This is a genomic window from Gracilibacillus saliphilus, from assembly GCF_010994085.1.
Taxonomy (GTDB): Bacteria; Bacillota; Bacilli; order Bacillales; family Amphibacillaceae; genus Gracilibacillus; species Gracilibacillus lacisalsi.
The window spans coordinates 22,883-39,029 of sequence record NZ_WJEB01000016.1; the positions used below are offsets into that span (position 1 = coordinate 22,883).

At 38.3% G+C, this 16,147-nt stretch carries 12 protein-coding genes; 1 reads left to right on the top strand and 11 read right to left on the bottom strand.

The genetic code is table 11. The annotated features are described in order from the left end of the window. Positions 1-268: 268 nt before the first annotated feature. Complete coding sequence (betA, locus tag GHT08_RS12320; RefSeq protein WP_163581700.1) at positions 269-1,954, bottom strand: choline dehydrogenase; 1,686 nt, start codon at positions 1,952-1,954, stop codon at positions 269-271. A gap of 61 nt (positions 1,955-2,015) precedes the next feature. Next, on the bottom strand, positions 2,016-3,482 hold the full coding sequence (betB, locus tag GHT08_RS12325) for a betaine-aldehyde dehydrogenase (RefSeq protein WP_163581701.1): 1,467 nt from the start codon (positions 3,480-3,482) through the stop codon (positions 2,016-2,018). A 210-nt stretch (positions 3,483-3,692) separates the two neighbouring features. On the opposite strand from betB, the gene cudC reads away from it, so the two are divergent. Next, entirely contained in the window at positions 3,693-4,271 is a 579-nt protein-coding gene (cudC, locus tag GHT08_RS12330; protein WP_163581702.1) for a choline uptake/conversion transcriptional regulator CudC, read from the top strand. An 830-nt stretch (positions 4,272-5,101) separates the two neighbouring features. Here the strand turns inward: cudC and GHT08_RS12335 are convergent. The 9 genes from GHT08_RS12335 to gatC all read right to left on the bottom strand — a co-directional run bounded on the left by GHT08_RS12335 (position 5,102) and on the right by gatC (position 16,003). Beyond that, positions 5,102-6,235 carry an alcohol dehydrogenase catalytic domain-containing protein gene (locus GHT08_RS12335; protein ID WP_163581703.1) on the bottom strand — a complete coding sequence of 378 codons (1,134 nt, stop codon included), beginning with the start codon at positions 6,233-6,235 and terminating at the stop codon, positions 5,102-5,104. 501 nt (positions 6,236-6,736) lie between these two features. After that, entirely contained in the window at positions 6,737-8,032 is a 1,296-nt protein-coding gene (locus tag GHT08_RS12340; protein ID WP_238343567.1) for a hypothetical protein, read from the bottom strand. 221 nt (positions 8,033-8,253) lie between these two features. Next, positions 8,254-9,234 (bottom strand): tRNA dihydrouridine synthase, encoded by a 981-nt coding sequence (locus GHT08_RS12345; protein WP_163581704.1) that lies wholly within the window; start codon positions 9,232-9,234, stop codon positions 8,254-8,256. Positions 9,235-9,555: 321 nt separating this feature from the next. Beyond that, positions 9,556-10,053 carry a YehS family protein gene (locus GHT08_RS12350; protein WP_163581705.1) on the bottom strand — a complete coding sequence of 166 codons (498 nt, stop codon included), beginning with the start codon at positions 10,051-10,053 and terminating at the stop codon, positions 9,556-9,558. A 73-nt stretch (positions 10,054-10,126) separates the two neighbouring features. Further along, positions 10,127-11,506 carry a 23S rRNA (uracil(1939)-C(5))-methyltransferase RlmD gene (gene rlmD, locus GHT08_RS12355; protein WP_163581706.1) on the bottom strand — a complete coding sequence of 460 codons (1,380 nt, stop codon included), beginning with the start codon at positions 11,504-11,506 and terminating at the stop codon, positions 10,127-10,129. A gap of 192 nt (positions 11,507-11,698) precedes the next feature. After that, the gene (locus GHT08_RS12360; RefSeq protein WP_163581707.1) at positions 11,699-12,613 is read right to left on the bottom strand and encodes a diacylglycerol kinase; all 915 of its coding nucleotides are present in this window, start codon (positions 12,611-12,613) and stop codon (positions 11,699-11,701) included. Between the two features lie 184 nt (positions 12,614-12,797). Beyond that, a complete protein-coding gene (gene gatB, locus GHT08_RS12365) occupies positions 12,798-14,231 on the bottom strand; it encodes an Asp-tRNA(Asn)/Glu-tRNA(Gln) amidotransferase subunit GatB (RefSeq protein WP_018932388.1) in 1,434 nt (477 codons plus the stop codon). Then, positions 14,231-15,700, bottom strand: coding sequence for an Asp-tRNA(Asn)/Glu-tRNA(Gln) amidotransferase subunit GatA (gene gatA, locus GHT08_RS12370; protein ID WP_163581708.1), 1,470 nt, complete (start codon positions 15,698-15,700; stop codon positions 14,231-14,233). Before gatA ends, gatB begins: the two co-directional genes overlap by 1 nt. 12 nt (positions 15,701-15,712) lie before the next feature. Beyond that, complete coding sequence (gene gatC / locus GHT08_RS12375; RefSeq protein WP_018932386.1) at positions 15,713-16,003, bottom strand: Asp-tRNA(Asn)/Glu-tRNA(Gln) amidotransferase subunit GatC; 291 nt, start codon at positions 16,001-16,003, stop codon at positions 15,713-15,715. Positions 16,004-16,147 lie beyond the last annotated feature (144 nt).

A 16,147-nucleotide genomic window follows, 5' to 3' on the forward strand; every position in this document is an offset into this window, starting at 1 on the left:
CTCTCTTACTGGTGAGACTAGCTTCTTTTTTGTAGTTAAATGAGCAGACCTTACTATAGACAACTGGATAAATAGAGCAATAACCGCTCCTCCTGGGATACCTTGTTCTCTTCCTTGGATATAAGTCTTTATCCAAGGAAGAGCGATACTTCTCCAAGTAAAAAGAGCATTAAATTGCTTTGTTTTGCAATTTAATGCTCTACATCTATTTCAAAAAAAGGGGGGAATAGATTAAATATAAGTGCTTCTTATAGAAACTTTATTTGTCTTAGCGATTAACTGTTCCTGCATCGGCTGGATCAATGCCATGACGATAATAATCGGCATGAATCGGCTCTAGTGGCTTACGTCCAAGGATTAAGTCAGCTGCTTTTTCCGCCAACATCAATACAGGAGCATGGATATTACCATTAGTAACGTAAGGCATTGCAGATGCATCAGCAACTCTTACATTGTCAAGTCCATGGACTTTCATTGTATTCGGATCTACGACTGCCATCGGGTCTGAAGCTGGCCCCATTTTTGTCGTGCAGGACGGGTGCAACGCAGTCTCCGCATCTTTTGCCACCCAATCTAAAATCTCTTCATCTGTTTGAACAGAAGGACCAGGGGAGATTTCTCCAGAATTATAAGGTGCCATCGCTGGCTGAGATAAAATATTTCGAGAAACTCGAATTGCTTCAACCCATTCACGTCGATCCTGTTCAGTTGAAAGGTAGTTATAAACCATACTTGGATGGTCTTTAGGATCATTTGAACGAATCTTTAATGATCCGCGAGCATCAGAATACATAGGTCCAACGTGTACTTGGAATCCATGATCTGTTTCTGCTTTTTGTCCATCATATCTTACTGCTACCGGAAGGAAGTGAAACATCAAATTTGGATAGTCGACATCTTCATTCGAACGGACAAATCCTCCACCTTCAAAATGGTTTGTTGCTGCTGGACCTTTGCGACCGAATATCCACTGCAAACCAACCCAAGGCATCCGCCATAACTTCAGGTTAGGCTGTTCAGATACTGGTTGCGGACAAGCGTGTTGGATATAAACTTCAAGGTGGTCCTGAAGGTTTTCACCAACACCAGGAAGGTTCACTTTCGGTTTGACACCGACTGAACGTAAATGCTCTGCATCACCCACACCTGATAATTGTAATAGTTGTGGCGTATTAATCGCACCACCAGCAAGGATCACCTCACCTGCTTTCACTTGATACATTTTCCCGTTGCGTCGATATGTCACACCCTCTGCTCGTTCACCATTTATATCAATATTGGTAACGAAAGCACGTGTTCTTATCGTAAGATTGTTACGGTGCTTGTATGGGTGTAAATATGCACGTGAAGCAGACATCCTTCTACCTTTATACACATGCTTATCAAATGGTCCGAATCCTTCTTGACGATAACCATTTACATCAGGTGTTCGATTGTACCCTGCTTGGACAGCTGCATCAAAAAAGGCTTGGAACAATGGATTTTTAGCGGGACCGCGTTCCAATTTAATCGGACCATCATGACCACGAAGGTCATCATCTGGATCTGCTGCTAATGCATTTTCCAAACGCTTAAAATACGGAAGACAGTGTGCAAAATCCCATGTTTCCATACCGGGATCGGCTCCCCATCGTTCATAGTCCTTGGGATTACCTCGCTGATAAATCATGCCATTTATAGAACTTGAACCACCAAGCACCTTACCACGAGCATGCTTAATTCGTCGACCACCCATATAAGGTTCAGGATCAGATTCATATTTCCAGTCGTACAAGCTTTTCCCAGATGGGAATGGCAATGCTGCTGGCATTTGAATCAATAAATCCCATGGATAGTCACTACGTCCTGCCTCTAATATAAGAACACTCTTTGTTCCGTCTTCACTTAGGCGGTTACCAAGTACAGAACCTGCACTTCCACCGCCAATGATTACATAGTCAAATCTTTCACTCATTCTAAGAACCTCCTTATTTAAATATAAAATGAGCATATTCAAACGAAATTCAGTTATATTATTATTTAAACCAATCAAGTGGCTCTGGATTGAGATTACGGTAAATATGTTTCGTTTCTGTGTACTCTTCCAATCCCATTTTGCCTAACTCACGTCCCATTCCTGATTGTTTATATCCGCCCCATGGAGCCTGTGCGAAATATGGATGGAAATCGTTGATCCACACTGTACCCATTCGTAATGCAGACGCAACACGTTCTGCTTTATCAACATCAGTCGTCCATACTGCACCGGCAAGGCCATAAATCGTGTCATTAGCCAAACGTTCTGCTTCTTGTTCATCTTTAAAACGTTCGACCGTTAGAACAGGGCCAAATACTTCCTCCTGTACGATGCGCATATCGGAATGACAATCGATTAAAATAGTAGGCAAGTAGAAGAAGCCGTTTTGCAATTCGGGATCATCTGGACGAGAACCACCAACCAAGACTTTGGCTCCTTCTTGTTTTCCAATTTCTACGTATTTTTCAACTTTTGCCCGATGTTCATCTGAAATTAATGGACCAGACTGCGTTTCGTCATTAAATCCGTTACCTAATTTAATCCGCTTAGCTCTCTCAGCGAGTGCTTCGACAAAGCGATCATGAATCGAATCTTCTACGAGCAATCTAGCTCCTGCAGAACAAACCTGACCAGCATGGAAGAAAACAGCATTTAAGGCTTGATCAAGTGCCGTATCGAAATCAGCGTCTGCAAATACAATGTTCGGATTTTTCCCTCCAAGTTCGAGTGCAATCTTCTTCACATTGCCACTTGCCGTCTGCATAATCTTCTTACCTGTATCAATTCCACCTGTAAAAGATATGAGGTCAACGTCATGGCTTTCTGCTAGCTCGTTACCAACTGTGGCGCCTTTTCCGAGAACAAGGTTAACTACACCATTTGGTAAACCGACTTCTTCCATTAATTCTGTCACTTTAATGGTTGTTAACGGCGTGATCTCACTTGGTTTCATTACAATCGTATTCCCTGCAGCAAGCGCAGGCGCAATTTTCCAAGCTGCTTGTAATAGTGGGTAATTCCATGGCATGATTTGACCGCAAACTCCGACCGGTTCACGAACCACTTTACTTTGGCTATTTGGAATCGGTGAATCAATGATTTCTCCACCGTCTTTATCAGCTAACCCAGCAAAATAACGAAAAACCTCAGCGATATCAGCCATATCTGCACGGCTTTCTTCAATTGTTTTGCCAGTATCAAGAGATTCAAGCTCTGCTAGTTCTTCACTATCTCTTTCTATTAATTCAGCGATTTGGAGTACTTTTTTACCTCGTTCATTAGCAGGGGTATGCCTCCAATCACCATGATCAAAGGCTTCACGTGCTGCAGAGATTGCTAGTTTTGCATCTTCAGCGTTCCCTTCAGCGACTGTTGCAATAATTTCCTGATTGAACGGGTTGATGATGCTCCTACTTTCACCGGTGCGAGCCTCATTCCATTCCCCGTTGATGAACATTTTTTTCATATATTCTCCCCCTAACATTAATTTTGTTAAATTATTTTTTAACGTTTTTAACATTATAAATATATCATAGTGTTTTTTCTTTGTAAACCAGTGGCTATCTTCGGTTAAATAATTTTTGACATTCACACAAGATAAGTTATAGTTGAAATTAAAGTAGTTAAATTCATATTTAACCATTTAAATTTTACTAATAGGAAATGAGGGATATCATTGGAAGATGAAAAACAGCAAAAAGCAGAAGAATTGCTTGAAGATGCTGAGCGCTTAGTCATTGACTCGATTGCCGAAACAATGGATCTATACGGCGTCACGCCATCCATTGGAAGATTATACGCAACTATGTATTTCAAGCATGATCCTTTGACTCTTGATGATATGAAAAACGACCTTGGAATGAGTAAGCCGAGCATGAGTACAGCAGTCCGTAAGTTACAAGATATCAACATTGTAAAGAAAGTTTGGAGAAGAGGCTCTCGTAAAGATTTATTTATGGCCGAGAAAAATTTCTTCCAATACTTTTCCCATTTCTTTGGTGATAAATGGGAAAGAGAAGCAAAATTAAATCTTTCGTCCATCAATGATGCTATAGAAAAACTGCAGGAAGTCCTTAATATGGAGGAAATCGATGTAGAAATGAAACATCGAGCTAAGCAAGATTTACAGCAACTCAAGGAATATAGGAATTATTGCCACTGGTTGGAGAGACTTGTCGAATCCGTTGAATCTGGTGAGATTTTTGAGTTCTTACCGATTGAAGATACGAGTCAAGAGGATCACAAAGAGGATTAGCATATAAATGTTAATGAAAAAATCGTAATATTATCCATCGAATTCTAAAGAAATCTTAGAACCCAAAAGTTAGTTCTAAGATTTCCTTTTACAAAGATCAAAATTGTATATAAATAGATTAGAACTTTAATTTACTATTACAACTGTTACTTTAAATCATATTAAAAATTCAATAATCGATACTATTAACATGAAGAATGTTAAGCCACAAGTAATAATTTCCAAAAACCTCCTAACGATGTTCTGCTTTCTGTGGAAAAAGGTAAAAGATAAGCCTAGTAACTCCCCATGACAGGGGAGGTGTAAAAATAATAGCAAGTGGCCCTCCTATTGTTATAATAGGGATTAGGTAAGGTACTTTAATGGTCAGTATGATTCATATACTTTACCGTTTTATCAAGCCAACTGATTCTACTATTTTTTCTTTTCGGTTTACGAATGAAAATCGAAATACAAAACAACAGAATTAGTAATATACTGGATATGATAAGTTTTTTTAAAAAATTATTTCTATAATCTTCATTTAAAAACAATAAGGACAAGTCCACGATATCTGTACGAACATCTAGCATAATAAAAACACCCACCAAAAAAATAAAAATATAACAGCCAACAAATACATACGGGAATATTTGACGCCTGATAGACCATCCTTCTTAAATATTAAATAACCTATAAACAAATTAAGCAACAGTGAAATTCACTGTTGCTTACATTATGAGTACTGTTGATAAAACTGTTTCTTCACTATCAATGCAATCTAGTCTCCAGTTTTAATTTGACGTTTCTTTCAAAAGCGATAAACACTTGCTGCTCCTTCTTGCTTTTTGCTATGGTTTTAAAATTGTTTTAATGCTTCCATCTTCTTTCTCATCAAAAATGCGATAAGCTTCACCTGCTTCTGTTAGTGGCAGAGTATGTGTAATAATATCTGTTGGATCGATAAGTTTATTCTCTACCATTTTATATAAAGCTGGCATCATGTGAATAACAGGTGCTTGACCCATGGTCAAAGCTACGTTACGGGTAAAAAAGTCCCCAAGAGGAAAATTATTAGCTTCTGTCCCGTACACTCCTGTTAATTGAACGACCCCAAACTTTCTAACAGCCTGAGACGCCGTAATAATAGGACTTATTGTACCAATTTGATTATCCCCCTCAGAACCATAAGTTGTATTGGATGGAACAGTACCATCCATCCCAACACAGTCAATGACTACATCTGCTCCTCCTTTTGTTTCCTCGTGCAAAAGACTTCCAATCTCTTGAGTTTCTTTAAAGTTATACGTCTCTACATTGTTCGTTCTTTTCGCATGTTCGAGTCGGTGATCAACTTGGTCGACGGCAATCACTCGTTCTGCTCCTTTTAACCAGGCGAATTTATGCACCATCAGTCCAACCGGACCTGCCCCGAGAACAATGACCGTGTCTCCTGTTTTGACACCACTATTTTCAATACTCCAATAAGCGGTTGGTATTACATCAGAGAGAAAAAGTACACTTTCATCATCAAGTTCACTGCTTTCTGGCACTTTAAAAGAGGAGAAGTCTGCATAAGGTACACGTAGATACTCTGCTTGTCCACCAGGATAATTTCCATTTTGCTTGGAATACCCGAAGAGAGCACCTATTTCTCCATGAGGATTGGAGTTATCACACTGGCTTTCCATATGGTTGTTGCAATAGTAACAGTGACCACAGCTAATATTGAATGGAATTACCACTCGATCTCCTTTTTTTAAGTTTTTGACCTCTGGCCCTGTTTCCTCTACTATTCCCATTGGTTCATGCCCAATGATATAATCTTGCGGCAAAGGAATTCCTCCATGATAAAGATGTAAATCAGAGCCACAAATCCCACTTGCTGTTATTCGTACAATCATCTCATCTTTTTGCTGGATGGACGGCTCTTGAACTTCTTTAACCTCTACACGCTTTTCTTCTTGAAAAGTTACTGCTCTCACAAGATTCACCCCTTCTTATTGAATATTGAGGACTCTTCCTAGTCAGGAATGAAGCCTTTTTCGTCTTCTTCCCACTGTATCGTTTCATTAAACAATCTCTTTTATCACGGTGCTAACCGTCTGTAAGCCCTCGATTGATCATTGCCTCACTTTATGTAAGCAAATTTAATAGTGTGTTGTTTTTTTGAATAATGGTCATCTCATCAAATGAAGTAAAAAAATATCCTATAGAGCCTTAAAATTCCTGCTCTACAGGGTGTTTTCCATGGATACTTTTATATTTAATTGTTACTTCCCTCATCTATCTATGAAAATCATTTTTTATTCCTTTCCTTCCGGTATTTATTATCCAGGGCTTGGAAAACCTTTTCTACTACTTGTTCCTTTTCTGCTTTTTGTTTATCCTTCAGGGTAAAGTGAAGCTCGTCCTCTTTAGGTACGTTAAAGAATCTCTTTTTTCCACTTTTCTCTTTGGGGACCATTTAGATCAGCCTTTCTTTTTTAGAGTCTGGCGTTAAGCTCATGGTTAACAAAGTTTTTCCTTTTCCTCCATACAAAACCATCTCCCTTCGTAATGAAGGCAACGTCTACAGGAAGACCTACTGATTCAGTGGCTCTGCTAACTCTTCTTTTAAAGGAAGTAAGGTTAATCAGTGTTTCAGCCATATCTGCAAGGTCCTCTTTTGGTAAGGAACGTACAATACCAAGCAGAGGATTTATATAATAATCCTGTTGATATTCCCAGACAGCTTCCTTAATCGTTTGATATACATCTTTACCCAATTTTTCTAGGCTTGTAACATGATTTTCAGACAAGGAGATATCCTCTACGTGCTTCTGTATTTGAGTGGGATATTCAGTAAGTACTTTTTGAATAATATTGAAGATAGCATCCTGCATATTAGGCTCCATACCTCCCATAAAGGAGTCAATCATTTCTCTTTGGGCAAAAGGTACAATAGCAGCGGTTCCATCCTTCTGTTGATTCGTATAACTAATCTGTTTTTCTATTTCCTTGGTAAATTTCAGTTGACCTAGAATAAATCCTTCCAGACGGTAATTCAATAAGTGGGGAAATAAATCTTTATCCCCAAAACCAGCGAATACCAAGCCACTACTACCAGTGCTAAAGGAATTAGTTCTTGCAGCTTCATACGCTAATTTTATCAATTTTTCTTTCAACAGCTCTGTTAAGGAAAAGGAGATTAGGTCTTCTTCAATTTCCTCTATGATTGGACGATACTTTTCTTTAAAATCGTCATAGTTCAACTCCAGCAGAATCTCATCCTTTTGCTGGAACTCTTCAATATCTTCATCGATATATTTATCCATCCATTTGGCTACTGTATTGTCAGTTGCTTCTTCTTCACTTTCATTGATATCATCCTCTACTTTACGAACGATTTGTATTAATATTTCGTAAAAGGTGTTGTAAATACTTACCTCTTCCATTTCAGGGTTATTACATCTGTCATCATTGCGGAGAAATTCTAAAAAGTGTTCCATGTATTGAGGAAGGGTAGAAAAGGTACGCGTTCCTAAGTACTCACGATAACACTTAATGATTACTTCCCACGGAATCTCCATAAAGGAAGCAGAACCATATACCATCACTCCTACAGCTTGATCCTCTGTTAAAGAAAAAAGCTTGTTTGCCGTATTATAGACCTTTTTAATATCATCACGCCCACTTGTAATAGCACTATCTGCTGCCAATGCTATTCCTTGTTTATTCATAATTACAATTTCTGCAGTAATATTAAACCTCCTCTCTATTGATTCATTATCCTTAAACATTGAAGATTAAACTCGAAAAGCTGGAGGTATCTCCTAATTTCTTACTTTATAGGAAAATACTAATTTTTATATCGGTTCACATAAAAAAATTGGCCGGTATGATTCCAGTTCAATACCGAATTCACACCAGCCAATTTTTTGTATATTATAAGCTATAATTTTTAAGGATCAAACTAGTTTAACATCCCTATTAGCTTTCATCTTGAATTAGGGAGCTTCTACTATTGTTCCACCCCTTCAACATTTTTTGCCTCAAAACGATCAAGTAATTCACGTACTTCATCTGTTGATTCTGTGTTCATCAATTGATTTCTTAATTCACTCGCCCCTCTAAATCCACGAACATATATCTTAAAAAAGCGGCGAAGAGGCTTGAACAGACGTGATTCTATTTTTGAATATTTATCGAAAAGATCGAGATGTAATCTCAAAAGATCGAGCAATTCTTTACTACTCGGATCTCTTGGTTGCTTTTCAAAGGCAAATGGATTATGAAAAATTCCACGTCCAATCATCACCCCATCAACACCATATTGCTCGACAAGTTTCAATCCGGTTTGACGATCCGGGATATCGCCATTGATCGTCAAAAGTGTATTTGGTGCCACTTGATCACGTAGTTTTTTTATTTCCGGAATTAATTCCCAATGAGCATCAACTTTACTCATTTCCTTTTTGGTACGGAGATGAATGGAAAGATTAACGATGTCTTGTTTCAAGATATGCGTGAGCCAATCGCGCCATTCTTCTACGTAAGTATAACCAAGCCTTGTCTTCACACTTACAGGCAACCCTCCTGCTTTCGCTGCTTGAATGATATCTGCTGCAACTTCTGGACGACGGATGAGCCCACATCCTTTACCACTTTTTGTGACATTAGGTGCTGGACAACCCATATTGATATCGACACCCTTAAACCCTTCTTTTGCCATACCAATGCTCATTTCCCGAAAGTATTCAGGCTTGTCCCCCCAAATATGGGCGACCATTGGTTGTTCATCCTCTGTAAATGTCAAACGCCCACGAACACTTTGTTTTCCGTCTGGGTGACAATAACTTTCCGTATTGGTAAACTCTGTAAAAAACACATCCGGTCTAGCTGCTTCACTCACCACATGACGAAACACAACATCTGTTACATCTTCCATTGGTGCTAATATAAAAAACGGTCGTGGTAAATCACGCCAAAAATTTTCTGTCATAATTAAAATCCTTTCGTTACCGGAGATAAGACTTATCCTTATCCCAAAATTAAAAAAGCAAAGTTTCTTTGCTTCTTTTATACTTATACCATGTTTAAGTACCTTTAATCAAACTGATCGTAATAGTTTATTTTATACCGCCCATTTTCTCGCCTGTTTTGTATCTTTTTTCGGAAGTTAAAAATATATATTGGTGAAAATAACAAATTAGAATGAAAGAATAGAACCCCGAATTCGCAAGAGAATGTTTACGAAATCAGGGTCGGACTATTAAATGTATATTATATTTAACTAGAGTATTTTTTAGTTAAACACATTCCCTCATCCCCTATAGCTAACAGCCAATCCCTTCAAAAAATTACGTGCATATTTATCGCCACATTCTTTGAAATGCTTATGTCCCTGTTTTCTTAATAAGGCTCCTAATTCACTTTTGGAAATAGTCACGCCTACCCCTTTTAATATTTCAATAATATCCTCACTTGTTAATGTCAGTGCTATTTTTAACTTTTTTAAAACGATGTTATTAACAGGTTCATTGGACAGTGGAGATCTTTCGGGTTGCCCTGGTTTTGGCTCTTGTTTCCCTCTTTTAAAAATGATTAAGCCGTTTAAAAATAATTCCAAATTCTTATTATTTACATTTATACTCTCATCATCTTCAACATCATAATCGTAACCATCTTTTGGTTTTGTGAGCATTTTTTGCACTTCTTCTATTGTTACTTCCATACCACCAAGTTTAAAAATCTCTACCATATCTTTATCTTTAATATCTAATGCATATCTTAGTCTAATTAATATATCGTTATTAGTCATCTATAAACCTCCTACATTGGAAAAGAACGAGCATCACCTCTTGCAGTGTACTTGTATCCTGTTAAATAATTTGTTACATTTTCCGTTCCAACCAGCAAACATTCTCAATGTGAGTCGTTTGAGGAAACATATCAACCGGCTGCACTTCTTTTGTCTCATATCCACCATCTTCTAAAATCCGCAAATCCCTTGCTAATGTTGATGGATTACATGAAACATAAACTATTCGTTTTGGCTTCATTTCTAGCATTGCTTCTAGTAATGCTTCATCACAGCCTTTTCTTGGTGGGTCCACGACAATAACATCAGGCTTAAGCCCTTGTGCTCGCCACCATGGCATTACTTTTTCTGCTTGTCCTACAAAAAATTCTGCATTGTCAATGTGATTTAGTTTCGCATTTTCTTTGGCATCACTTACTGCTTCCGGAACAATTTCGACACCATATACTTTTTTCGCCTTTTGTGCAAGGAATAGCGAAATTGTCCCAATGCCGCAGTAAGCATCAATTACGGTTTCACTTCCTGAAAGATTGGCGTACTCCAATGCCTTCTCATATAACTTTTTCGTTTGTGGCGGGTTTACTTGATAGAATGATTTAGCAGAAATGGCAAACTTAATATCTCCAATCTGATCATAAATATATTCTTCTCCCCATAGCACTTTCGTTTTCTTACCAAGAATCACGTTGGTACGATCAGGATTAATATTTTGGACGATTGATTTAACATGAGGATTGGTTTCCGTTATTTCCTTGATTAATGTCTCTAACCCATTTACTTTTTCTTTTCTTGTAACTAATACGACCATTGTCTGCTTTGTTTCCTGGCCAGATCTCACCATAATATGTCGCAAAATACCACGGTTATTTTTCTCATCATAAGCCGGGATCCCTAATCGATTGGCAATTTCACGGACTGCCTCTACCATGCGGTCATTTACTTCATCCGTGATAATACAGCGAGCCATATCATCAATAATTTCATGACTTCTTTTTCGATAAAATCCTGTAATTAATTGACCATTTTTCGATCCTACTGGCATTTGAACTTTATTACGGTATCGCCATGGATCCTCCATACCAATCGTTGAATGAATCGGGATATCTTCAATATGTCCGATCTTTTTCAAAGCGTTTTGTACTTGATTTCGTTTCATGTCGAGTTGCATCTCATAACTCATATGCTGCAACTGACAACCACCACATTGATAATACACATTACACGGTGGTTTGACACGATCTTCACTTTCCTCTGTCACTTCAATTAATCGACCAAATCCGAAATTCTTTTTGACCTTAGTTACTTTCACTTCAGCTTTTTCACCAGGTAATCCATAAGGCACAAAAAGTGGGTAGCCATCTATCTTGCCGACTCCGGCACCTTCGTGAGTTATATCTTCAAAAGTTAATTCGATTGTTTGATTTTTTGTTACAGGTGGGGTTGTTTTTGTCATAATATCAACGTCCTTTTTCTCAGGTAAAATGTCTTCTTTCGTCAGTCGACATTCTCTCTTATCATATGTTGTCCAAATTTTATCATAGCTAATGACAAATAGAAAATTTCCGTGTCTAATTTAATCATTTCCTGGGAAATATTTTATCGAAAAATAAAAGGTACACTCTCCGACAGAATGCACCATTTTTAACTATTCAATTTTTGCTTGTTTTTCGATAAATCCCTCGGAAACGAAAAATTCGATATGCTGATACAGGTTTTCAAATTCACCAGGTAGCAGACCGCCATACTCTCCATCTAGATTAAGCTGCATTTTTTCCTCAGTATGGACTTTAATCCGGTTCGCTCTCGTGTAAAAAATATTTTTGTCGTCTAGATGGGCACCTTTAGTAGCAAGACTAGCAATGCGAACAAATTCGGCTAGATTCGTCTTGCGAAGTATGACTAAATCAAAATAACCGTCATCCATTATAGCTTCTGGAGCAATTTTCTCAAAGCCGCCTACCGAGTTGGTATTAGAGACAAGAAAAAGCATGATCTCATCGTCAAACCATTTTCCATCATACTCAATTTGAACTTTGGTTGGTTTTAAAGATGGAAGCATCTCAATACCTTTCAAATAATAAGCGAGCTGGCCGAGCATCGTTTTTAATTTGCTTGGAACTTCATAGGTTAATTCTGTTAACTTGCCGCCACCTGCAATATTCATGAAGTAATGATCATTTACTTTACCGATATCAAGCTTGCGAGTATGATGCTCGAGGATCACACTAACAGCTTTCTGGATCTCACGAGGAATCCCTAGTGCTCTGGCGAAATCATTGGTTGTCCCAACTGGAATAATCGCTAGCTGTGGCCGATATTCCTGCTCTGCCATACCATGAATGACTTCATTAATGGTACCATCCCCACCTGCAGCAATTATCAAATTAAATTTACGATCTACTGCAATTTTCGCAGCGTTTGTCGCATCACCTTCACATTTAGTAGCGTGGGCTGATGTTTCATATCCAGCTTCTTCAAAGCGCCTCAATACCTCTGGCAGCTCCTTTTTGAAAGCCTCACGACCAGACGTTGGATTATAGATAATGCGTGCACGTTTCATACTCATTCTCCTCTAAGTGTTACATCCTACCTTAATCATAATCATTTTGGATAAAAATGCAAATCTTTACTCAAAATGATACCATAAATTTTTTATGGTCACTTTTCATACTTTTATGGCCACTTATAAATATATCAATTAAATAGAAGGCTGTGCGATGGAACACAGCCTTCCTTTATTCATATTATCGTTTTTCGATTTCTTCTTTGATGATCTTGTTAACCATCGGTGGGTTGGCTTGTCCTTTTGTAGCTTTCATGGTTTGACCAACAAGGAAACCAAGGGCTTTGTCTTTACCATTTTTGAAATCGATGATCGATTGTTCATTTTCGTCAAGGATTCCTGTGATGATCTCGCGAAGTTGACCTTCATCAGAGATTTGTACAAGGCCTTTATCTTTGACGATTTTTTCTGGGTCTCCACCATTTTCTACAAGCTCTGCGAAGACCTTTTTCGCCATTTTAGAGGAGATGGTACCATCCTCAATAAGCTGAATCATTTTCGCAAGGGCTGCTGGCGTCATCTTTAAGTCTTGAATTTCAACTTGTTGTTTGTTCATATAAGCAGAAACTTCACCCATGAGCCAGTTAGATGCTTGTTTTACATCTGCACCTGCTTCGATCGCTTCTTCAAAGAAGTCAGACATTTCTTTTGTACTTGTTAATACACCTGCGTCATAAGCTGGCAAGTCTAACTCTTTCACATAACGCTCACGGCGAGCATCTGGTAATTCTGGAATTTCAGCGCGAATACGCTCTTTCCATGCATCATCAATATAAAGTGGAACAAGATCTGGTTCAGGGAAATAACGATAGTCATCAGAACCTTCTTTGACACGCATAAGAATTGTTTCCTTCTTTTGTTCATCGTAACGACGAGTTTCTTGAAGGATTTCGCCTCCGTTTAGTAATACTTCACGTTGACGCTTTTCTTCAAATTCCAATCCTTTTTGTACAAAAGAGAAAGAGTTTAAGTTTTTCAATTCTGTTTTTGTACCGAATTCTTCTTGCCCTACTGGACGGATCGAGATGTTGGCGTCACAACGTAGAGAACCTTCTTCCATCTTACAGTCAGATACGCCTGTATATTGAATGATGTTTTTTAATTTTTCCAAGTAAGCATATGCTTCTTCTGGAGTACGGATATCTGGTTCGGATACAATCTCTACTAGTGGTGTACCTTGACGGTTATAATCCACTAACGAATATCCGTCATCACCATGGGTTAATTTCCCTGCATCTTCTTCTAAGTGAAGACGAGTGATGCCGATTTTTTTCTTTTCACCGTTAACTTCAATTTCAATCCAACCATTTTCCCCGATTGGTTGATCAAATTGGGAAATTTGGTAAGCTTTCGGGTTGTCTGGATAGAAATAGTTTTTACGGTCGAACTTTGTATTTGTTGCGATGTCACAATTGATTGCCATTGCTGCTTTCATCGCGTAGTTAACTGCTTCTTCATTTAAAACAGGTAATACACCTGGGTATCCTAAGTCAATGGGGTTGACATTCGCATTCGGCTCTGAACCAAATGCATTCGGACTTGGACTGAAGATTTTGGACGCTGTTTTTAATTCGACGTGTACCTCTAAACCAATAACTGTTTCAAAATTTGTCATTACCTGTCACCTCCTAAATTAGGACGTTTCTTGTGATGATCTGTTGCCTGCTCATATGCGTAAGCCGTGCGATAGATCGTTGACTCATCAAAGTGTCTGCCAATGATTTGTAATCCGATCGGTAAGCCTTCACTTGAGAATCCACAAGGGATCGACATTCCCGGAAGTCCAGCAAGGTTTACAGGTGTTGTTAAAACATCATCTGTATACATCGTTAATGGATCATCGATTTTTTCTCCGATTTTATATGCTGGTGTTGGAGTTGTAGGTCCAATTACTACATCGTACTCATCGAAGATTTTTTCGAAGTCATTTTTAATTAGGGTACGTACTTTTTGAGCTTTTTTGTAATAAGCATCGTAATAACCGGAGCTTAATGCAAAGGTACCTAGCATAATACGACGTTTCACTTCGTCACCAAAGCCTTCTGCACGAGACTCTTTGAACATATCAATCATATCAACATTTTTCTCTGTACGTTTACCGTAGCGAACCCCATCAAAACGTGCTAGGTTGGCACTTGCTTCTGATGCAGCTAGTAAGTAATAGGCTGCAACCGCATATTTAGAGTGTGGTAACGATACTTCTTCCCATGTTGCACCTAATTCTTCATATTGTTTTAATGCCGTAAGGACCGCTTCTTTTACTTCCGGGTCTACCCCTTCTTGTAAGTACTCCTTTGGTACCGCAATACGTAGACCTTTCACATCTTCTTTAAATGCATCACTATAGTTTGGAATATTTACATTAGCAGAAGTGGAATCCATGTTGTCATGACCAACAATTGCTTGTAATAAGTGAGCATTGTCTTCTACTGTTCTTGTAATTGGTCCAATTTGATCGAGTGATGATGCGAACGCTACAAGACCAAAACGCGATACAAGACCATATGTAGGTTTCATTCCAACCACACCACAGAATGCTGCTGGTTGACGAATGGAACCACCTGTATCAGACCCTAGTGAGAAAAATACTTCTCCTGCTGCTACAGCTGCCGCAGAACCACCACTAGAACCACCAGGAACATAATCTGTATTCCAAGGGTTGCGAGTATTTTCATAGCTGGAGTTCTCTGTTGAAGAACCCATCGCAAACTCGTCCATGTTTAATTTCCCGATGTTCACCGTATTTTCTTCGTTTAACTTTTGTATGACGGTTGCATCATACAAAGGGTCATTCAAGTTATCAAGGATTTGACTCGCACAAGTGGTTCGCAATCCTTTTGTTACGATATTATCTTTGATTCCGATTGGCATCCCGTATAGGATCGATGCATCGGAACCTAATTTTTCATCTAACTCTTTTGCTTGGTTTTTTGCTTCTTTTTCATTCAATGTCAAAAATGCTTTGACTTGATCATCTACTTCATTAATTCGTTTATATGAAGCTTCGACAAGATCACTAACAGTAATTTTTTTGTTATGTAGTTTTTCTTGTAATTCTTTTAACGTATAATCAAAAAGTGACAAAAGAAACCCTCCTTATTCAAGAATTGATGGCACACGGAATTGACCATCTTTTTGATCTGGTGCATTCTTCAATGCATCTTCTTTCTTAATCCATTCTTTCGGCTCATCTTTACGCATTACATTTTTTAAATCTAAAACGTGAGTAGTCGGCTCGACATTATCGGTATCTAACTCATTTAAAAGCTCTGCATAGTTGATGATATCTCCTAATTGTTGGGTAAATGTTTCTACTTCTTCCTCTGTTAATGCTAGGCGTGCTAAATTGGCAACGTGTTTTACTTGTTCTTTTGAGATTTCTGTCATATTGCTTCACCTCCATATATAGTTGAAAATCATTCATTTATTAGTAAAATCCATAACGTTTACCACAGTCCTAAACGTCTGTAAGCCCCCACTTTAAGCTTCCCGTAACACATGGAAGCCAAGTGGGGGTTATCAGACGCTAAC